Annotated in this window: 17 protein-coding genes; 14 read left to right on the plus strand and 3 right to left on the minus strand. The window is 63.3% G+C overall.

Annotated features, from left to right (window positions below):
* Positions 1-12: 12 nt before the first annotated feature.
* Genes dapC through map form a run of 3 tightly spaced genes read right to left on the minus strand, consistent with a single transcriptional unit; the run spans position 13 to position 4,765 of the window.
* A complete protein-coding gene (dapC, locus tag IAE37_RS08740; RefSeq protein WP_201172344.1) occupies positions 13-1,209 on the minus strand; it encodes a succinyldiaminopimelate transaminase in 1,197 nt (398 codons plus the stop codon).
* 34 nt (positions 1,210-1,243) lie between these two features.
* Entirely contained in the window at positions 1,244-3,946 is a 2,703-nt protein-coding gene (locus IAE37_RS08745; RefSeq protein ID WP_201172347.1) for a [protein-PII] uridylyltransferase, read from the minus strand.
* Between the two features lie 36 nt (positions 3,947-3,982).
* On the minus strand, positions 3,983-4,765 hold the full coding sequence (gene map / locus IAE37_RS08750) for a type I methionyl aminopeptidase (RefSeq protein WP_201172349.1): 783 nt from the start codon (positions 4,763-4,765) through the stop codon (positions 3,983-3,985).
* 325 nt (positions 4,766-5,090) lie between these two features.
* Here map and rpsB point away from each other — a divergent pair, with 325 nt between their 5' ends.
* The 14 genes from rpsB (at position 5,091) to lpxB (ending at position 19,007) form a co-directional block, all read left to right on the plus strand.
* Complete coding sequence (rpsB, locus tag IAE37_RS08755; RefSeq protein ID WP_110639359.1) at positions 5,091-5,828, plus strand: 30S ribosomal protein S2; 738 nt, start codon at positions 5,091-5,093, stop codon at positions 5,826-5,828.
* 184 nt (positions 5,829-6,012) lie between these two features.
* Complete coding sequence (tsf, locus tag IAE37_RS08760) at positions 6,013-6,876, plus strand: translation elongation factor Ts (RefSeq protein WP_201172351.1); 864 nt, start codon at positions 6,013-6,015, stop codon at positions 6,874-6,876.
* 180 nt (positions 6,877-7,056) lie between these two features.
* Positions 7,057-7,800 carry a UMP kinase gene (pyrH, locus tag IAE37_RS08765; protein WP_060512639.1) on the plus strand — a complete coding sequence of 248 codons (744 nt, stop codon included), beginning with the start codon at positions 7,057-7,059 and terminating at the stop codon, positions 7,798-7,800.
* Positions 7,797-8,354 (plus strand): ribosome recycling factor, encoded by a 558-nt coding sequence (gene frr, locus IAE37_RS08770; RefSeq protein ID WP_060512640.1) that lies wholly within the window; start codon positions 7,797-7,799, stop codon positions 8,352-8,354. The genes pyrH and frr overlap by 4 nt, the downstream gene beginning before the upstream one ends.
* Before the next feature lie 15 nt (positions 8,355-8,369).
* Entirely contained in the window at positions 8,370-9,125 is a 756-nt protein-coding gene (uppS, locus tag IAE37_RS08775; protein ID WP_201172353.1) for a polyprenyl diphosphate synthase, read from the plus strand.
* Positions 9,125-9,940, plus strand: coding sequence for a phosphatidate cytidylyltransferase (locus IAE37_RS08780; RefSeq protein ID WP_201172355.1), 816 nt, complete (start codon positions 9,125-9,127; stop codon positions 9,938-9,940). The genes uppS and IAE37_RS08780 overlap by 1 nt, the downstream gene beginning before the upstream one ends.
* A complete protein-coding gene (gene ispC / locus IAE37_RS08785; protein WP_201172357.1) occupies positions 9,937-11,127 on the plus strand; it encodes a 1-deoxy-D-xylulose-5-phosphate reductoisomerase in 1,191 nt (396 codons plus the stop codon). Before IAE37_RS08780 ends, ispC begins: the two co-directional genes overlap by 4 nt.
* A gap of 45 nt (positions 11,128-11,172) precedes the next feature.
* On the plus strand, positions 11,173-12,525 hold the full coding sequence (rseP, locus tag IAE37_RS08790; RefSeq protein ID WP_201172359.1) for an RIP metalloprotease RseP: 1,353 nt from the start codon (positions 11,173-11,175) through the stop codon (positions 12,523-12,525).
* 74 nt (positions 12,526-12,599) lie between these two features.
* Positions 12,600-14,948 (plus strand): outer membrane protein assembly factor BamA, encoded by a 2,349-nt coding sequence (gene bamA / locus IAE37_RS08795; protein ID WP_201172361.1) that lies wholly within the window; start codon positions 12,600-12,602, stop codon positions 14,946-14,948.
* A gap of 42 nt (positions 14,949-14,990) precedes the next feature.
* Positions 14,991-15,494, plus strand: a complete 504-nt coding sequence (locus IAE37_RS08800) for an OmpH family outer membrane protein (protein ID WP_201172363.1) — start codon at positions 14,991-14,993, stop codon at positions 15,492-15,494.
* A gap of 1 nt (position 15,495) precedes the next feature.
* The gene (lpxD, locus tag IAE37_RS08805) at positions 15,496-16,551 is read left to right on the plus strand and encodes a UDP-3-O-(3-hydroxymyristoyl)glucosamine N-acyltransferase (protein ID WP_201172365.1); all 1,056 of its coding nucleotides are present in this window, start codon (positions 15,496-15,498) and stop codon (positions 16,549-16,551) included.
* 113 nt (positions 16,552-16,664) lie between these two features.
* Positions 16,665-17,105, plus strand: coding sequence for a 3-hydroxyacyl-ACP dehydratase FabZ (gene fabZ / locus IAE37_RS08810; RefSeq protein WP_003252314.1), 441 nt, complete (start codon positions 16,665-16,667; stop codon positions 17,103-17,105).
* Positions 17,102-17,878, plus strand: a complete 777-nt coding sequence (gene lpxA / locus IAE37_RS08815; RefSeq protein WP_201172366.1) for an acyl-ACP--UDP-N-acetylglucosamine O-acyltransferase — start codon at positions 17,102-17,104, stop codon at positions 17,876-17,878. Before fabZ ends, lpxA begins: the two co-directional genes overlap by 4 nt.
* A gap of 1 nt (position 17,879) precedes the next feature.
* A complete protein-coding gene (gene lpxB / locus IAE37_RS08820; protein WP_201172369.1) occupies positions 17,880-19,007 on the plus strand; it encodes a lipid-A-disaccharide synthase in 1,128 nt (375 codons plus the stop codon).
* Position 19,008: the final 1 nt, after the last annotated feature.

Here is a 19,008-nt window from a genome sequence, read left to right on the forward strand (position 1 = left end):
CCCCCAGCTTTATCAGCGATTCTGCAGGAAGGCGCGAATCCGCTCCGCCGCCTCGATGCACTCGGCCAGCGGCGCGACCAGCGCCATGCGCACCCGGCCTGCGCCCGGGTTGACCCCATCCACTTCGCGCGACAGGTACGAGCCGGGCACCACGGTCACGTGCTCGGCCTCGAACAGGTCGCGGGTGAAGTCGGCATCGCTGCCCGGCACCTTGGCCCACAGGTAGAAGCTGCCATCCGGGCGCTGCACGTCCATGACCGGCTGCAGGATATCCAGCACGGCATCGTACTTGGCCCGGTACTGGTCGCGGTTCTCGCGTACATGGGCTTCGTCCTGCCAGGCGGCGATGCTGGCCAGTTGGGTCTGCACCGGCATGGCGCAGCCGTGGTAGGTGCGGTACAGCAGGAACGGCTTGATGATCTCGGCGTCACCGGCGACGAAGCCCGAACGCAGGCCTGGCAGGTTGGAGCGCTTGGACAGGCTGTGGAACACCACGCAGCGCTTGAAGTCGCTGCGGCCGAGTTCGGCGCAGGCGCTCAGCAGGCCCGGTGGCGGTGCGTCCTCGTCGAAGTACAGCTCGCTGTAGCACTCGTCGGCGGCGATCACGAAGTCGTGCTCGTCGGCCAGGGCGATCAGCTTCTTCAGGGTGTCCATCGGCACCAGGGCGCCGGTCGGGTTGCCCGGCGAGCACAGGAACAGGATCTGGCAGCGTTTCCAGATGTCGGCCGGCACGGCGTCGAAGTCGGGGTTGAAGCCATTGTTCTCCAGGCACGGCAGGTAGTGCGGGGTGGCCCCGGCCAGCAACGCGGCGCCTTCGTAGATCTGGTAGAACGGGTTGGGGCTGATCACCAGCCCATCATCGGCGCGGTTGACCACGGCCTGGGTGAAGGCGAACAGTGCCTCGCGGGTGCCGTTGACCGGCAGTACGTGGCGGTCGGCGTCCAGCCAGCCGGCCGGCACGCCGAAACGACGCTCGCACCATTGGCCGATGGCCTGGCGCAGGGCTGGCAGGCCAATGGTGCTGGGGTAGACGGCCAGCTTGTCGAGGTTGTCGGCCATGGCCTGGGCGACGAACGCGGGCGATTCGTGCTTCGGCTCGCCGATCGACAGGGCGATGGCACGTTTGTCCGCGGCCGGCTTCACGTTACCCAGCAGGGCGCGGAGTTTCTCGAACGGGTAGGGCTGCAGCTGGGTCAAGGCATGGTTCATCGGCGCAAGGTCTCGTCAATCGTCTGTCTAATCGTTAAATGTTCACGCGGCCGGGGCTGGCGTCGCTGGCCTGGCCCGCCTGCAGTTGCTGCACGATGGCCTCCTGCAGGCGGCTGCACAATTGCGGGTCGGACAGCGGTTGGTTGTCGGCATCGGTGATGAAGAACACGTCTTCCACGCGCTCGCCGAGGGTGGCGATCTTGGCGTTCTGCAGCGACAGGTCGAACTCCAGGAAGATCCGCCCGAGCCGGGCCAACAGACCGGGGCGGTCCGGGGCGGTGATCTCGAGGATGGTCACCGGGCGCTGGGCATCGTTGAGGATGGTCACCTGCGGCGGGAAGTTGAAGTGCTTGAGCTGACGCGGTACCCGGCGCTGGATGATGGTCGGGTAGTCCTCGGGGTTGCGCAGCGCTTCGGTCAGGCCATCGCGGATCTGCTTGACCCGCTGCGGATTGTCGCCGATCGAGCCGCCGTCGTTGTCGAGCACGATGTAGGTGTCGAGGGTGAACTGGCTGCTCGAGGTGATGATCCGGGCATCGTGAATGTTCAGGTTCAGCTGCGACATCGCGGCCACGGTCACGGCGAAGAAGTCGTGCTGGTCGGGGGCGTAGATGAAGATCTGCGTGCCGCCCTCGAACTCGCGCTGGGTGGTTTCCTTGATCAGCACCAGCGGCCCGCCGTCGGCTGGCTGCTGGAGGATCGCATCGCTGTGCCAGGCCACGTCGGCGGCGGTGTGCTTGAGGAAATAGTCGTCGCCCAGCTGCGACCAGAGCTGCTCGACGTCGTCCGGGTCGGTGCCTTCGCGGATCAGGATGTCCAGTGCCGCACTCTGCGTCTGGCGGATCTGCTCTTCGCGGTCCAGCGGGTTTTCCAGGCCTCGGCGCAGGGCGCGCTTGGTCTCGGTGTAGAGCTGGCGCAGCAGGCTGGCCCGCCAGGAGTTCCACAGACTGGGGTTGGTGGCATTGATATCGGCCACGGTGAGCACGTAGAGGTAGTCCAGGCGGGTCTCGTCACCGACGTGCAGGGCGAAGTCGTTGATCACCTGCGGGTCGGACAGGTCCTTGCGCTGGGCGGTGGTGGACATCACCAGGTGGTTCTGCACCAGCCAGACGATCAGGCGCGAGTCCCAGGCCGGCAACTGGTGGCGTTCGCAGAACTTCTGCGCATCCACCGCGCCGAGCTCGGAGTGGTCGCCCTGGCGGCCCTTGCCGATGTCGTGGTACAGGCCGGCCAGGTAGATCAGCTCAGGCTTGGGCAGGCGCCCCATGAGCTTGCTGGCCAGCGGGAATTTCTCGGACACCGGCGTGTACTGCAGCTTGCGCAGATGCTTGATGAGGTTGAGGGTGTGCGCGTCCACGGTATAGATGTGGAACAGGTCGTGCTGCATCTGTCCGACGATCAGGCCGAACTCCGGCAGGTAGCGGCCGAGGATGCCGTAGCGGTTCATCCGCCGCAGGTTGCGGTGGATACCGATTTCGCACTTGAACAGCTCGATGAACAGGCTGGTGTTGCGGATATCGGTGCGGAAGGTGTCGTCGATCAGATGCCGGTGCTCGCGCAGCAGGCGCACGGTGTCGGCGCGCACGCCCTTGATCTCTGGGTGCTGGGCCATCAGCACGAAGATCTCCAGCATGGCGAACGGGGTGCGCTTGAACACGTTGGCGTTGGCCGCCTCGATGTAACCGTCGTGGAGGCGGAAGCGGGCGTTCAGCGGCTGGGTGCTGCCGCTGTCGTCGTCGGCGAGGATGACTTCCTCGAAGTGCTGGATGATCAGGTCGCACAGCTGGCTGATGCTCATCACCACCCGGTAGTACTGCTGCATGAACTGCTCGATGGCGCGCTTGGGGTTCTCGTCGCTGTAGCCCAGCAGCGCGGCGATGCTGCGCTGGTGGTCGAACAGCAGGCGGTCCTCGGCGCGCCCGGCGAGCATGTGCAGGGCATAGCGCACCTTCCACAGGAAGTCCTGGGAGGAGGCCAGCAGCTCGTTCTCGCTTTCCAGCAGGAAACCTTCACCGGCCAGGGCGTGCAGGTTCAGGGTGCCGTACTGGCGGCGGGCTACCCAGAGCACCGTCTGGATGTCGCGCAGGCCACCGGGCGAGCCCTTGACGTTGGGTTCGAGGTTGTACTCGGTGTCGTTGTACTTGTGGTGGCGGGCCTTGAGCTCGGCACGCTTGGCCAGGAAGAACGCCTTGCTGGGCCACATGCTGGCGGTGCTGGTCACCTCCAGCATGCGCTGACGCAAGGCTTCCGGGCCGGCAACGGTGCGGCTTTCCATCAGGTTGGTGATCACCGTCAGGTCGGCACGGGCCTGCTCGGCGCATTCGTCGACGGTACGCACGCTCTGGCCGACTTCCAGGCCGATGTCCCAGAGCAGGGTCAGGAAACGCTCGATGGCCTCGCGGTACTGCTCATGTTGCGCGGCGCCGAGCAGGATCAGCAGGTCGATGTCCGAATGCGGGTGCAGTTCGCCGCGGCCGTAGCCGCCAACCGCGACCAGGGCGATGCCGCTGGGGTCGCCCCAGTCGAACTGGTTCCAGGCTTGCTGCAGGATATTGTCGACGAGCCAGGCGCGATCCTCGATCAGCCCGCGGATCTCGCGACCCTCGCGAAAGCGCCGGTCGAGTATTTCGCCAGCCTGGCGGATGGCTTTCTTGAAAGCGGCGATCGGGCTTGCCTTGAGGGCCAGTTCCGCCTGGAACTGGCCGCGGTCGAACAGCTCGGGGTCCACCTGGGGCATGCTGTCGCGTTCCTGTCGTAGAGAGGCCGAATAGGGTCAGGCCGAAGTGCGCGGGATGGTATCGTCCTTGCGCAGGGTGAAGATCTCGTAGCCGCTGGCGGTCACCACCAGGGTGTGTTCCCACTGGGCCGAGAGCTTGCGGTCCTTGGTGATGGCGGTCCAGCCGTCGCCCAGCACCTTGGTGTCCGCCTTGCCCTGGTTGATCATCGGCTCGATGGTGAAGGTCATGCCTTCCTTGAGCTCCATGCCGGTGCCGGCCTTGCCGTAGTGGAGGATCTGCGGTTCTTCGTGGAACACCTTGCCGATGCCGTGCCCGCAGAATTCGCGGACCACGGAGAAACCGTTCTTCTCCGCATGCTTCTGGATCACTTCGCCGATGTCGCCCAGGCGGCAGCCCGGCTTGACCAGCTCGATGGCCTTGTACATGCATTCCTGGGTGACCTTGGACAGGCGCTCGGCCCAGGCCGGCACGGTGCCGACGTGGAACATGCGGCTGGTGTCGCCGTGGTAGCCATCCTTGATCACGGTGACGTCGATGTTCAGCGTGTCGCCGTCCTTGAGCGGCTTTTCACCGGGAATGCCGTGGCACACCACATGGTTGACCGAGGTGCAGATCGACTTGGGAAAGCCCTTGTAGTTGAGCGGCGCCGGGATCGCTTGCTGGACGTTGACGATGTAGTCGTGGCACAGGCGGTCGAGCTCTTCGGTGGTAACGCCGGGCTTGACGTGTTCCTCGATCATTTCCAGCACCTCGGCGGCCAGGCGGCCGGCGATGCGCATCTTTTCGATGTCTTCTGCGGTCTTGATGGTAACGGTCATTGCAGGCTCTCTACGGCGCCATCTGGGGCGCGAACAAACGGGAAAGGCCGCATTCTACCATGGGGAGCGGGCTTGCAGCTTCAAGCTTCAAGCAACGGCTGATCTGCTTTTTATGATGCTTTACAGCTTGTCGCTTGCCACCGCTTTGCCGGGTTCCGTTTGCCTGCGGTGTGTGGTATAACATGCGCCGCTTTCAGGGACGTCCCTGGAAGCTCAAACCCACACACGTGTCGACACGATGGCCTGGGTGCCCCGATTCCTCGTGGATCGCGGGTTGGTCATTGGGATACGTGGAGGCCCAACCCGACTTACTCAAGGAACTATCATGTCCCAAGTCAACATGCGCGATATGCTGAAGGCCGGTGTGCACTTCGGCCACCAGACCCGTTACTGGAACCCGAAAATGGGCAAGTACATTTTCGGCGCGCGTAACAAGATCCACATCATCAACCTGGAAAAAACCCTGCCGATGTTCAACGACGCTCTGTCGTTCGTAGAGCGCCTGGCCCAGGGCAAGAACAAGATCCTGTTCGTCGGCACCAAGCGTTCCGCCGGCAAGATCGTCGCCGAGCAAGCAGCTCGCGCAGGTTCGCCATACGTTGATCACCGCTGGTTGGGCGGCATGCTGACCAACTACAAAACCATCCGCGCCTCGATCAAGCGTCTGCGCGACCTGGAAACCCAGGCCGAAGATGGCACCTTTGCCAAGCTGACCAAGAAAGAAGCCCTGATGCGTTCGCGCGATCTGGAAAAGCTGGACCGCAGCCTGGGTGGTATCAAGGACATGGGCGGCCTGCCTGATGCCCTGTTCGTGATCGACGTTGATCACGAGCGCATCGCCATCACCGAAGCCAACAAGCTGGGCATCCCGGTTATCGGCGTTGTCGATACCAACAGCAGCCCAGAAGGCGTTGACTACGTGATCCCAGGTAACGATGACGCCATCCGCGCCATCGAGCTGTACATGACTTCGATGGCCGACGCCATCATCCGCGGCCGCAACAACGTTGCCGGCGGCACCGAAGTCTACGCTGAAGAAGCGGCTGCACCTGCTGCCGAGTAATAGACGCTAGCGTCTGCTTGGCACGCGAAAAGGGGGCTCTGCCCCCTTTTTGCCACCTTGAAATCCTGCTGTCAGCAACGGCCCCGCATCATGGGCAAGCTGATATAACAGCAGCGATTTGCAGAATTTAACGCCCGTGACGAGCGGGTGGAATGGTTGAAAAACTTTCCAAGAGGATTTTGAAATGGCAGCAATTACTGCAGCGCTGGTCAAAGAACTGCGCGAGCGTACCGGCGAAGGCATGATGGATTGCAAAAAGGCCCTGGAAAAGGCCGGCGGCGACATCGAGAAAGCCATTGACGACATGCGTGCCTCGGGCGCCATCAAGGCCGCCAAGAAGGCTGGCAACGTCGCTGCTGAAGGCGCCATCGCCGTCAAGACCGACGGCAAGGTCGCCGTTCTGCTGGAAGTGAACTCGCAGACCGACTTCCTGGCCCTGCAAGACGACTTCAAGAACTTCGTGGCCGAAAGCCTGGAAGAAGCCTTCGCCCAGAAGCTGACCGACGCTGCTCCGCTGATCGCCTCGCGTGAAGCTGCTCGTGAAGCCCTGGTCGCCAAGTGCGGCGAGAACGTCAACATCCGTCGCCTGGTGCGCGTCGAGGGTGACGTTGTCGGTGCCTACCTGCACGGCAACAAGATCGGTGCCGCTGTCGTCCTGAAAGGCGGCGACGTCGAGCTGGCCAAGAACATCGCCATGCACGTTGCAGCTTCGAACCCAGAGTTCCTGGATTCGTCGGAAATCTCCGCCGAGGCCATCGAGCGCGAGAAGGGCGTCTTCCTGCAGCTGAACGCTGACAAGATCGCCGGCAAGCCGGAAAACATCGTTGAAAACATGGTCAACGGTCGTATCGCCAAGTTCAAGGCCGAAGCCTCGCTGAAAGAGCAAGCCTTCGTCATGAACCCAGAAGTCAAAGTTGGCGAGCTGGCCAAGAAAGCCGGTGCTGAAATCGTTTCCTTCACCTACTTCAAGGTTGGCGAAGGCATCGAGAAGCCAGTCGACGACTTCGCTGCCGAAGTTGCCGCTCAGGTAGCTGCTGCCAAGCAGTAAGACAGCCCCGTCTGTCGCCCCGAAGAGGCTGCCCGCTCACGCGCGCAGCCTCTTTGTCAAAACGGAGAAGGGTTTATCCGGCCCGGCTCCGCTGGCACCGAAGCGGTGCCACGCTACAGTTAGCAGGCTGTAAACAGCCCGCACGAATTTTCTAAAAGTACGCCGCAGGAGAGACTCGCAATGGCTCAGCAGGTGAGTGGTCGCCAACCTCGCTATAAACGCATTTTGCTCAAACTTAGCGGCGAGGCCCTGATGGGCTCGGAAGACTTCGGGATCGACCCGAAGGTGCTGGACCGCATGGCCCTTGAAGTCGGCCAGCTGGTAGGTATCGGTGTCCAGGTCGGCCTGGTGATCGGTGGTGGCAACCTGTTCCGCGGTGCCGCGCTGAGCGCAGCTGGCATGGATCGCGTCACCGGTGACCACATGGGCATGCTCGCCACCGTGATGAACGGCCTGGCCATGCGCGATGCGCTGGAGCGCTCGAACATCCCGGCTCTGGTGATGTCGGCCATTTCCATGGTGGGCGTGACCGACCATTATGATCGTCGCAAAGCTATTCGCCACCTCAACTCCGGGGATGTGGTAATTTTCTCCGCCGGTACCGGCAACCCGTTCTTCACTACCGACTCCGCGGCCTGCCTGCGCGGCATCGAAATCGATGCCGACGTGGTATTGAAGGCGACCAAGGTTGATGGTGTGTACACTGCCGATCCATTCAAGGATCCGCATGCCGAGAAGTTCGATCACCTGACCTATGACGAGGTCCTGGATCGCAAGCTGGGTGTGATGGACCTGACCGCAATCTGCCTGTGCCGTGACCACAAGATGCCATTGCGGGTATTCAACATGAACAAGCCTGGCGCCCTGCTGAACATCGTGGTCGGTGGCGGTGAAGGTACTTTGATCGAGGAAGTCCAAGCATGATCAACGACATCAAGAAAGACGCGCAGGAGCGCATGACCAAGTCCCTCGAAGCCCTGGGCCGCAACCTGGCGGCGATCCGCACCGGTCGCGCTCACCCAAGCATCCTGGATACCGTCAAGGTTACTGCCTGGGGCAGCGAAATGCCGCTGAACCAGGTTGCCGCGATCACCGTCGAGGACGCCCGTACCCTGAAGATCGTCGCCCACGACAAGAACCTCAGCGCCGCCATCGAGAAGGCCATCCTGACCTCCGACCTGGGCCTTAACCCATCGAGCGCCGGTACCACCATTCGCGTGCCGATGCCGGCCCTGACCGAAGAGACCCGCAAGGGCTACACCAAGCAGGCCAGCGGTGTTGCCGAAGACGCCAAGGTAGCCGTGCGCAACGTGCGCCGCGATGCCCTGGGCGACCTGAAGAAGCTGACCAAGGACAAGGAAATCAGCGAAGACGAAGAGCGTCGTGCCGCGGACGAGATCCAGAAGCTGACCGACAAGTTCATTGCTGAAGTCGATGCTGCCTACAAAGCCAAGGAAAAGGACCTGATGGCCGTCTAAGGCCGAGGTTTTTTAATGGAAAAGTCCAAGTTGGCGGCACCGTCCTCGGTGCCGCGTCACGTCGCGATCATCATGGATGGCAATAATCGCTGGGCGAAGAAGCGCCTTTTGCCCGGCGTTGCCGGGCACAAGGCCGGCGTCGATGCAGTGCGTGCGGTCATCGAGGTGTGCGCCGAGGCGGGGGTCGAGGTCCTGACCCTGTTCGCCTTCTCCAGCGAGAACTGGCAGCGCCCGGCCGAGGAGGTCGGTGCCTTGATGGAGCTGTTCTTCTCGGCCCTGCGTCGCGAGGCCAGGCGCCTCAACGAGAACAGGATCAGCCTGCGCATCATTGGTGACCGTTCGCGCTTCCACCCTGAGCTGCAGGCCGCCATGCGCGAAGCCGAGGCACTGACCGCAGGCAACAACCGCTTCATCCTGCAGATCGCCGCCAACTACGGTGGCCAGTGGGATATCGCCCAGGCCGCCCAGCGCCTGGCGCGTGAGGTCCAGGCGGGGCACCTGCGCCCGGATGACATCACCCCGGATTTGTTGCAGACCTGCCTGGCCACCGGCGAACTGCCGTTGCCGGACCTGTGCATCCGTACGGGCGGCGAGCATCGCATCAGCAATTTCCTGCTGTGGCAACTGGCCTATGCCGAGCTGTATTTCTCCGACCTCTTCTGGCCGGACTTCAAACACGAGGCCATGCGCAACGCCCTGGCCGATTTCGCTTCGCGCCAGCGCCGCTTCGGTAAGACCAGCGAGCAGGTCGAGGCTGGAGCTCGTGCTTAATGCTTAAACAACGCATCATTACCGCGCTGATCCTGCTGCCGATCGCGATAGGTGGCTTCTTCCTGCTCAACGGTGGGGATTTTGCCCTCTTCATCGGTTTCGTGGTGACCCTGGGGGGCTGGGAATGGGCGCGTCTGGCCGGGCTGATGGCCCAGCCGCTGCGCATTGTCTACGCCGCCGTCGTCGCCGGGGCGCTGATGCTGCTGTATATCCTTCCGGAACTGGCGCCCTGGGTGCTGGGGGCATCGGTGATCTGGTGGGCGCTGGCGACCTGGCTGGTGCTGACCTTCCCGCGTACCAGCGAGCTCTGGGCCAGTGCTGCCTGCCGCTTGCTGATCGGCTTGCTGGTGCTGCTGCCGGCCTGGCAGGGCCTGGTGCTGCTCAAGCACTGGCCGCTGGGCAACTGGTTGATCCTGTCGGTCATGGTCCTGGTCTGGTCCGCCGATATCGGTGCCTACTTCTCCGGTCGCAAGTTCGGCAAGCGCAAGCTGGCGCCGCAGGTCAGCCCGGGCAAGAGCTGGGAGGGCGTATATGGCGGCCTGGCACTGAGCATGGTGATCACCCTGGTGGTCGGCCTGAACCGTGACTGGGGCTTCGGCCAGATCCTGCTGGGCCTGCTGGGCGCCGCGATCGTGGTGGCGTCCTCGGTGGTGGGGGATCTCACCGAAAGCATGTTCAAGCGCCGCTCCGGCATCAAGGACAGCAGCAACCTGCTGCCTGGGCATGGTGGCGTCCTCGATCGCATCGACAGCCTGACTGCAGCCATTCCGGTGTTTGCGGTGCTGCTGTGGGCCGCCGAATGGGGTGTGATGTGAGTGCGGTTCAGCGCATCACCGTGCTCGGTGCCACCGGTTCGATCGGTCTCAGCACGCTGGACGTGATCGCCCGGCACCCCGATCGCTATGAAGTGTTCGCCCTGAGCGGCTACTCGCGCATCGACGAGTTGCTCGCCCTGTGCTTGCGCCATCGCCCGGCCTACGCCGTGGTGCCGGCCGCCGAACAGGCCGCGCGTCTGCGTGACGGCCTGGCCACCGCCAACTGCGCCACCGAGGTGCTGGTTGGCGAGGCCGGGCTGTGCCAGGTGTCGGCGGCGGCCGAGGTGGACGCGGTGATGGCTGCCATCGTCGGCGCCGCTGGCCTGCGTCCGACCCTGGCGGCGGTGGAGGCCGGCAAGAAGGTATTGCTGGCCAACAAGGAATCCCTGGTGATGTCCGGCGCGCTGTTCATGGATGCGGTGCGGCGCAGCGGCGCCGTGCTGTTGCCCATCGACAGCGAGCACAACGCGATCTTCCAGTGCCTGCCTGGCGACTACGCCCGTGGCCTGGGGCAGGTGGGCGTGCGCCGTATCCTGCTGACCGCTTCGGGCGGCCCGTTCCGCGAGACGCCGCAGGCCGCGCTAGCCGATGTAACGCCTGAGCAGGCTTGCGCCCACCCCAACTGGTCCATGGGCCGGAAGATCTCGGTGGACTCGGCGAGCATGATGAACAAGGGCCTCGAACTGATCGAGGCGTGCTGGTTGTTCGATACCGCGCCGGCCAAGGTCGAGGTGGTGGTGCACCCGCAGAGCGTCATCCACTCGCTGGTCGACTACGTGGACGGTTCCGTGCTGGCCCAGTTGGGCAACCCGGACATGCGCACGCCGATCGCCAATGCCCTGGCCTGGCCCGAACGCATCGACTCGGGGGTGGCCCCGCTCGACCTGTTCGCCATTGCCCGCCTGGATTTCCAGGCACCCGACGAGCAGCGCTTTCCTTGTCTGCGCCTGGCACGGCAGGCTGCCGAGGCTGGCAACAGTGCCCCGGCCGTGCTCAATGCGGCCAACGAGATCGCCGTGGAGGCGTTTCTCCAGCGGCGTATCCGCTTCCCGGAAATCGCGGGTATGATCGAACAGGTGCTCGACCAGGAACCGGTGGTGACACTGCCTTCGCTCGATGCGGTATTCGCCGCAGACCAGCGTGCCCGGGAGCTGTCCCGGGAATGGCTGAGGCGCCACGGCCGCTGATGCCGCCAGCCTCCAGGTTCCGCTGAACGTCATTCGGAGATAGACATGACTGCGCTCTACATGATTATCGGCACCCTGGTGGCCCTGGGTGTTCTGGTCACTTTCCACGAATTCGGCCACTTCTGGGTGGCGCGTCGCTGTGGCGTCAAGGTGCTGCGCTTCTCGGTCGGCTTCGGCACGCCGCTGCTGCGCTGGCACGACAAGCAGGGCACCGAGTTCGTCGTGGCGGCGATCCCGCTGGGCGGCTACGTGAAAATGCTCGATGAACGCGAGGGTGAAGTGCCGCCAGCCCTGGTCGAGCAGTCGTTCAACCGCAAATCGGTACGCCAGCGCATCGCCATCGTGGCGGCCGGCCCGATCGCCAACTTCCTCCTGGCGATTGTGTTCTTCTGGATCCTGGCCATGCTCGGCACCCAGCAGGTCCGCCCAGTGATCGGCGCGGTCGAGCCAGGCAGCCTGGCTGCCTCGGCCGGTCTGACGGCGGGCCAGGAAATCGTTTCCATTGATGGCGAACCGACCAGCGGTTGGTCAGCGGTGAATCTGCAACTGGTCCGCCGCCTGGGCGAGAGTGGCACTCTGCAAGTGGGCGTGCGCGATGACAGCGCCAGTGCTGAACGAAAATTGCAGATCAAACTCGACGCCTGGCTCAAGGGTGCCGACGAGCCGGACCCGATCCAATCCCTGGGCCTGCGTCCATGGCGCCCGGCGATCGCCCCGGTGCTCGCCGAGATCGCGCCAAAGAGCCCGGCTGCCGCCGCCGGGCTGCAAACCGGCGACAAGTTGCTGGCCCTCGACGGCGTGGCGATGAGTGACTGGCAGCAACTGGTGGACGCCGTGCGCGCCCGTCCGGAAACAAAAGTGACATTGCGTGTCGAACGTGACGGTGCGCAGCTGGATGTGCCGGTCACCCTGGCGCGTCACGGTGAGGGCAAGGCCTCTGGCGGCTACCTGGGGGCAGGGGTGAAACCCGGGCAATGGCCGGCGAACATGCTTCGCGAGGTCAGCTATGGTCCGCTGGATGCGGTAGGTGAGGGCCTGTCGCGAACCTGGAACATGAGCGTGCTTACCCTGGAGTCGCTGAAGAAAATGCTGTTCGGGGAGCTCTCGGTAAAAAACTTGAGCGGACCGATAACCATTGCTAAAGTGGCGGGCGCTTCAGCCCAGTCCGGCGTGGGGGATTTCCTGAATTTCCTGGCCTACCTGAGCATAAGCCTGGGGGTTCTTAACCTGCTGCCCATCCCCGTACTGGATGGGGGGCATTTGCTGTTTTACCTGGTCGAGTGGGCGCGCGGTCGTCCGCTGTCGGATCGGGTGCAAGGTTGGGGGGTCCAGATCGGTATCAGTTTGGTCGTAGGGGTGATGTTGCTCGCCCTGATCAACGATCTGGGTCGACTATAAAAGCTTCGCTCAATTGCGAACCTGCCGCCTTTATGCGGCAGGTTGTTTATTGCCAGTTGGAATAAAAGGACTTCATGAAACGTCTGCTGCTAACTGCGGTCATGTCCGCACTGATGATCGCTGAAGTTCACGCCGAGTCCTTCACCATCTCCGATATCCGAGTCAACGGCCTGCAGCGGGTGTCCGCCGGCAGCGTGTTCGGCGCCTTGCCCCTGAACGTGGGCGACCAGGCTGACGATCGGCGCCTGGTGGATTCGACCCGCTCGCTGTTCAAGACCGGGTTCTTCCAGGACATCCAGCTGGACCGTGACGGCGACGTCCTGATCATCAACGTGGTCGAGCGCCCCTCGGTGTCGAGCATCGAGATCGAAGGCAACAAGGCGATCAGCACCGAAGACCTGATGAAAGGCCTGAAGCAATCGGGCCTGGCCGAAGGCGAGATCTTCCAGCGTGCCACCCTCGAAGGCGTGCGTAACGAACTGCAGCGCCAGTACGTGGCCCAGGGCCGCTACTCGGCCGAGGTCGACGCCGAGGTCGTGCCGCAGCCGCGCAACCGCGTCGCGTTGAAGATCAAGATCAACGAAGGCACCGTCGCTGCCATCCAGCACATCAACATCGTCGGCAACAACGTGTTCGACGACGATACCCTGGGCCAGCTGTTCGAACTGCACACCACCAACTGGCTGTCGTTCTTCAAGAACGACGACAAGTATGCCCGCGAGAAACTTTCCGGTGACCTGGAGCGCCTGCGTTCCTACTACCTGGACCGCGGCTACATCAACATGGACATCACCTCCACCCAGGTGTCCATCACCCCGGACAAGAAGCACGTCTACATCACCGTCAACATCAACGAGGGCGAGAAGTACACCGTCCGCGACGTGAAGCTGTCCGGTGACCTCAAGGTGCCGGAAGACCAGGTCAAGTCGCTGCTGCTGGTGCAGCCGGGCCAGGTATTCTCGCGCAAGGTGATGACCTCGACTTCCGACCTGATCACCCGCCGCCTGGGTAACGAAGGCTATACCTTCGCCAACGTAAACGGCGTGCCGCAGGCCAACGACGAAGACCACACCGTGGACATCATGTTCGTGGTCGATCCGGGCAAGCGTGCCTACGTCAACCGCATCAACTACCGCGGCAACACCAAGACCGAAGACGAAGTGCTGCGTCGCGAAATGCGCCAGATGGAAGGCGGCTGGGCTTCGACCTACCTGATCGACCAGTCCAAGACCCGCCTCGAGCGCCTGGGCTTCTTCAAGGAAGCCAACGTCGAGACGCCGCCGGTGCCAGGCACCGACGACCAGGTCGACGTCAACTACGCCGTCGAAGAGCAGGCTTCCGGTTCGATCACCGCCAGCGTCGGTTTCGCCCAGAGCGCCGGCCTGATCCTCGGTGGCTCGATCAGCCAGAGCAACTTCCTCGGTACCGGTAACAAGGTATCCATCGGCCTGACCCGTTCGGAATACCAGACCCGCTACAACTTCGGCTTCGTTGACCCCTACTTCACCGCCGACGGCGTGAGCCTGGGCTACAACGCCTTCTACCGCAGCACCGACTACGACGACCTCGACGTCGACGTGGCCAGCTATGCGGTGGACAGCCTCGGTGCCGGCGTCAGCCTGGGTTACCCGATCAGCGAAACCTCGCGCCTGACCTACGGCCTGAGCGTGCAGCAGGACAAGATCAAGACCGGTAAGTACACCGTCGACGAGATCTTCGACTTCCTCGAAGAAGAAGGTGACAACTTCCTGAACTTCAAGGCATCGATCGGCTGGTCCGAATCCACCTTGAACAAAGGCGTACTGGCGACCCGTGGTCACTCCCAGAGCTTGACCCTGGAATCGACCATTCCAGGCAGCGACCTGTCGTTCTACAAGCTCGACTACCGCGGTCAGCTGTTCCAGCCGATCAACAACGACTACACCCTGCGCCTGCACACCGAGCTGGGCTATGGTGATGGCTTCGGTGGTACTTCCGGCCTGCCGTTCTACGAGAACTACTACGCGGGTGGCTTCAACTCCGTACGTGGCTTCAAGGACAGCAGCCTGGGTCCGCGCAGTACGCCGAGCGACGGCACTCGTAACGGAACCGTTCGTGACCCGGATCAGGATCCATTGCCGTTCGGTGGCAACGTGCTGGTACAAGGCGGTGTCGAGCTGCTGTTCCCACTGCCGTTCGTCAAGGACCAGCGTTCGCTGCGCACCTCCGTGTTCTGGGACGTGGGTAACGTCTTCGACACCAATTGCGGCAGCAAGCCGGACTGCGCGAAGGTCGGTTTCTCGGACATGGCCAGCTCGGTCGGCCTGGGCGTCACCTGGATCACCGCACTCGGCCCGCTGAGCTTCAGCCTGGCGATGCCGATCAAGAAGCCGGACGACGCCGATACCCAGGTGTTCCAATTCTCTCTGGGCCAGACCTTCTAAGGTCGGCCCTCGCTCAAACAACGGTTTATCCAGGAGTGCATCGTGCGTAAGTTGACCAAACTGGCCTTCGTGGCCGCGGCGCTGGTCGCCACCCCGGCTTTCGCTGAAATGAAGGTAGCCGTGCTGAACTATCAGATGGCCCTGCTCGAATCGGACGCGGCGAAGAAGTACGCTGTCGATGCCGAGAAGAAGTTCGGCCCGCAGTTGACCAAGCTCAAGACCCTGGAAAGCAGCGCCAAAGGCATCCAGGACCGCCTGCTCAAAGGTGGCGACAAGATGCAGCAGCAGGAGCGTGAGCGCCTGGAGCTGGAATTCAAGCAAAAGGCCCGCGACTTCCAGTTCCAGTCCAAGGAACTGAACGAAGCCAAGGCCGTTGCCGACCGTGACATGCTCAAGCAGCTCAAGCCTAAGCTCGATGGCGCTGTCGAGGAAGTCATCAAGAAGGGCGGTTTCGACCTGGTTCTCGAGCGCGGTGCGGTCATCGATGTCAAACCTCAGTACGACATCACCCGCCAAGTCATCGAGCGCATGAACCAAGCGCGTTGATATGACCGTGACCATGACACTCGGCCAGTTGGCCGAGGCCCTCGGCGCCACCCTCCAGGGCGCCGAGGCCGTGCAGATTACCGGGCTGGCTACCTTGCAGGAGGCTGGCCCCGGTCAATTGAGCTTCCTCGCCAATCCGCAGTACCGCAAGTACCTGGAGCACAGCCAGGCCGCAGCGGTGCTGTTGAAGGCGGCGGATGCCGAAGGCTTTGCCGGCAATGCCCTGATCGTCCCTGACCCGTACCTGGCCTACGCGCGCATTTCGCACCTGTTCGACCCCAAACCCAAGGCTGTGGCGGGTATTCATCCCAGCGCCGTGGTGGCGGAAGACGCCCAGGTCGACGCCAGTGCCTGCGTCGGGCCGTTCGTGGTCATCGAAAGCGGTGCGCGCATCGCTGCCAATGTCACCCTCGGCGCGCACTGCGTGGTCGGTGCCCGCAGCGTGATCGGCGAAGGTGGCTGGTTGGCACCGCGGGTCACGTTGTACCACGATGTGATCATCGGCAAGCGAGTGGTGATCCAGTCCGGCGCCGTCATCGGCGGCGAGGGCTTCGGCTTCGCCAACGAGAAGGGCGTCTGGCAGAAGATCGCCCAGATCGGTGGCGTGACCATCGGCGATGACGTGGAAATCGGCGTCAATACCGCCGTGGACCGCGGTGCGTTGTCCGACACCCGCATTGGCGACGGCGTCAAGCTCGACAACCAGATCCAGATCGCGCACAACGTGCAGATCGGCGACCACACGGCCATGGCCGCCTGTGTCGGTATTTCCGGCAGCGCGCGCATCGGCAAGCACTGCATGCTGGCCGGCGGCGTCGGCCTGGTGGGGCATATCGATATCTGCGATAACGTATTCGTTTCCGGGATGACCATGGTGACCCGTTCGATCACCGAGCCGGGTTCCTATTCTTCCGGTACTGCCATGCAGCCCCTGGCTGACTGGCGCAAGAGCGCTGCGCGTATTCGCCAGCTGGATGACATGGCCAAGCGTCTGCAGCAGCTGGAAAAACGCGTCGATACCGTGACCTCAGGTGGCCAGCCGGCATCAGAAGGCTGATACCATTTGCTGAGCAAGAGTGAACAGTCGCTAGCTGGCTCCTCTTTGGATTGCAAAAGGAGCGTGCGGTCAGCCCCTGCGCTCCCTATTCTTATTACAGGCTTCCCCCCGAAATGATGGACATCAACGAGATTCGCGAATACCTGCCTCACCGCTACCCGTTCCTGCTGGTAGACCGTGTGACGGATCTGGACTTCGAGGCCCAGAGCATTCGTGCCTACAAGAATGTCAGCATCAACGAGCCGTTCTTCAACGGCCATTTCCCGGCACACCCGATCATGCCGGGCGTTCTGATCATCGAAGCCATGGCCCAGGCCGCCGGCATCCTCGGTTTCAAGATGCTCGACGCCAAACCGGCCGATGGCACCCTGTACTACTTCGTCGGCTCCGACAAGCTGCGTTTCCGCCAGCCGGTGCTGCCGGGTGACCAGTTGGTCCTGGAGGCCAAGTTCCTCAGCCGCAAGAGCATGATCTGGAAGTTCGAGTGCCGTGCGCTGGTCGACGGCAAGCCGGTCTGCTCGGCTGAGATCACCTGCGCGGAACGCTCCCTATGAGTTCGATCGACCCTCGGGCGATCATCGACCCGTCGGCGAAGCTGGCCGACGGCGTCGAAGTCGGCCCTTGGTCCATCGTCGGTCCCGACGTCGAGATCGGCGAAGGTACGGTCATCGGCCCGCACGTGGTGCTCAAGGGTCCGACCCGTATCGGCAAGCACAACCGCATTTACCAGTTTTCGTCGATCGGCGAAGACACCCCTGACCTGAAGTACAAGGGTGAGCCGACTCGCCTGGTGATCGGCGATCACAATGTGATCCGCGAAGGCGTGACCATTCACCGCGGCACTGTCCAGGACCGCGCCGAGACCACCCTGGGCGATCACAACCTGGTCATGGCCTATGCCCACATCGGCCATGACAGCGTGATCGGCAACCATTGCATCCTGGTCAACAACACGGCGTTGGCCGGGCACGTCCACGTCGGCGACTGGGCTATCCTGTCCGGCTACACCCTCGTGCATCAGTACTGCCACATTGGCGCCCATGCGTTCTCCGGCATGGGCACGGCCATCGGCAAGGACGTGCCAGCGTTCGTCACGGTGTTCGGCAGCCCTGCCGAAGCCCGCAGCATGAACTTCGAGGGCATGCGCCGCCGGGGCTTCAGCGATGAGGTGATCCACGCCTTGCGCCGTTCCTACAAGACCGTCTATCGCCAGGGCCTCACCGTGGAAGACGCGGTCAAGGAACTGGATGAGCTGGCGGGCCAATTCCCCGAAGTCGAGCTGTTCCGCCAGTCGATCCTGACCTCCGCGCGCGGCATCACCCGCTGACATGGCACAGCTCTGTGTAGCCTTGGTCGCGGGTGAGGCCAGCGGCGATATTCTCGGTTCCGGGCTGATGCGCGCCCTCAAGGTGCGCCATCCCGATGTGCGTTTCATCGGGGTCGGCGGTCCGTTGATGGAGGCCGAGGGCCTGCAATCGTACTTTCCCATGGAGCGCTTGGCGGTCATGGGCCTGGTCGAAGTGCTGGGCCGCCTGCGCGAGCTGCTGAAGCGGCGCAAGGCGTTGATCCAGACCTTGATCGCCGAGAAGCCCGATGTGTTCATCGGTATCGATGCTCCCGACTTCACCCTCAACATCGAACTGAAACTGCGCCAGGCCGGGATCAAGACCGTGCACTACGTCAGCCCGTCGGTGTGGGCGTGGCGGCAGAAGCGCGTGCTGAAGATCCGTGAAGGCTGCGACCTGATGCTGACGCTGCTGCCGTTCGAGGCGCGCTTCTATGAAGAGCAGGGCGTGCCGGTGCGCTTCGTCGGCCATCCACTGGCCGACACCATCCCCCTGGATGCCGATCGCCAGGCTGCGCGCCAGGCGCTGGGCCTGGGCGAGGGGCCGCTGGTGGCGTTGATGCCCGGCAGTCGGGGCGGCGAGGTAGGGCGCCTGGGGGCGTTGTTCCTCGACGCTGCGCAGCGCCTGCAACAACTGGTGCCAGGTGTGCGTTTCGTGCTGCCCTGTGCCAATGCCACGCGCCGCGCCCAGATCGAACAGATGCTGGCAGGGCGCGACCTGCCGCTGACCTTGCTCGATGGCGAGTCGCACCAGGCCCTGGCGGCCTGCGATGCGGTCTTGATCGCTTCGGGCACGGCCACGCTTGAAGCCTTGCTGTACAAGCGGCCGATGGTCGTGGCCTATCGCTTGGCGCCACTGACCTACTGGATTCTCAAGCGTCTGGTCAAAAGCCCCTACGTGTCGTTGCCCAACCTGCTCGCCCAGCGCGAGCTGGTGCCGGAACTGCTGCAGGACGACGCCACCAGCGAAGCCCTGGCCCAGACCCTGGCGCCGCTGGTCGCCGACGGCAGCCAGCAGACCGAACGCTTCGACGAGATTCACCGCACCTTGCGCCGCGACGCCTCCAACCAGGCGGCCGACGCGGTGCTCGCCCTGCTCGAGGAGCGCTGAG

The organism is Pseudomonas sp. S31, assembly GCF_016648105.1.
In the GTDB taxonomy this organism is placed as follows: domain Bacteria; phylum Pseudomonadota; class Gammaproteobacteria; order Pseudomonadales; family Pseudomonadaceae; genus Aquipseudomonas.

Bases quoted from the DNA above. Each gene is read 5' to 3' on its own strand.
- dapC (WP_201172344.1), bottom strand. From the start codon at position 1,209: ATGAACCATGCCTTGACCCAGCTGCAGCCCTACCCGTTCGAGAAACTC.
- IAE37_RS08745 (WP_201172347.1), bottom strand. From the start codon at position 3,946: ATGCCCCAGGTGGACCCCGAGCTGTTCGACCGCGGCCAGTTCCAGGCG.
- map (WP_201172349.1), bottom strand. From the start codon at position 4,765: ATGACCGTTACCATCAAGACCGCAGAAGACATCGAAAAGATGCGCATC.
- rpsB (WP_110639359.1), top strand. From the start codon at position 5,091: ATGTCCCAAGTCAACATGCGCGATATGCTGAAGGCCGGTGTGCACTTC.
- tsf (WP_201172351.1), top strand. From the start codon at position 6,013: ATGGCAGCAATTACTGCAGCGCTGGTCAAAGAACTGCGCGAGCGTACC.
- pyrH (WP_060512639.1), top strand. From the start codon at position 7,057: ATGGCTCAGCAGGTGAGTGGTCGCCAACCTCGCTATAAACGCATTTTG.
- frr (WP_060512640.1), top strand. From the start codon at position 7,797: ATGATCAACGACATCAAGAAAGACGCGCAGGAGCGCATGACCAAGTCC.
- uppS (WP_201172353.1), top strand. From the start codon at position 8,370: ATGGAAAAGTCCAAGTTGGCGGCACCGTCCTCGGTGCCGCGTCACGTC.
- IAE37_RS08780 (WP_201172355.1), top strand. From the start codon at position 9,125: ATGCTTAAACAACGCATCATTACCGCGCTGATCCTGCTGCCGATCGCG.
- rseP (WP_201172359.1), top strand. From the start codon at position 11,173: ATGACTGCGCTCTACATGATTATCGGCACCCTGGTGGCCCTGGGTGTT.
- bamA (WP_201172361.1), top strand. From the start codon at position 12,600: ATGAAACGTCTGCTGCTAACTGCGGTCATGTCCGCACTGATGATCGCT.
- lpxD (WP_201172365.1), top strand. From the start codon at position 15,496: ATGACCGTGACCATGACACTCGGCCAGTTGGCCGAGGCCCTCGGCGCC.
- fabZ (WP_003252314.1), top strand. From the start codon at position 16,665: ATGATGGACATCAACGAGATTCGCGAATACCTGCCTCACCGCTACCCG.
- lpxA (WP_201172366.1), top strand. From the start codon at position 17,102: ATGAGTTCGATCGACCCTCGGGCGATCATCGACCCGTCGGCGAAGCTG.
- lpxB (WP_201172369.1), top strand. From the start codon at position 17,880: ATGGCACAGCTCTGTGTAGCCTTGGTCGCGGGTGAGGCCAGCGGCGAT.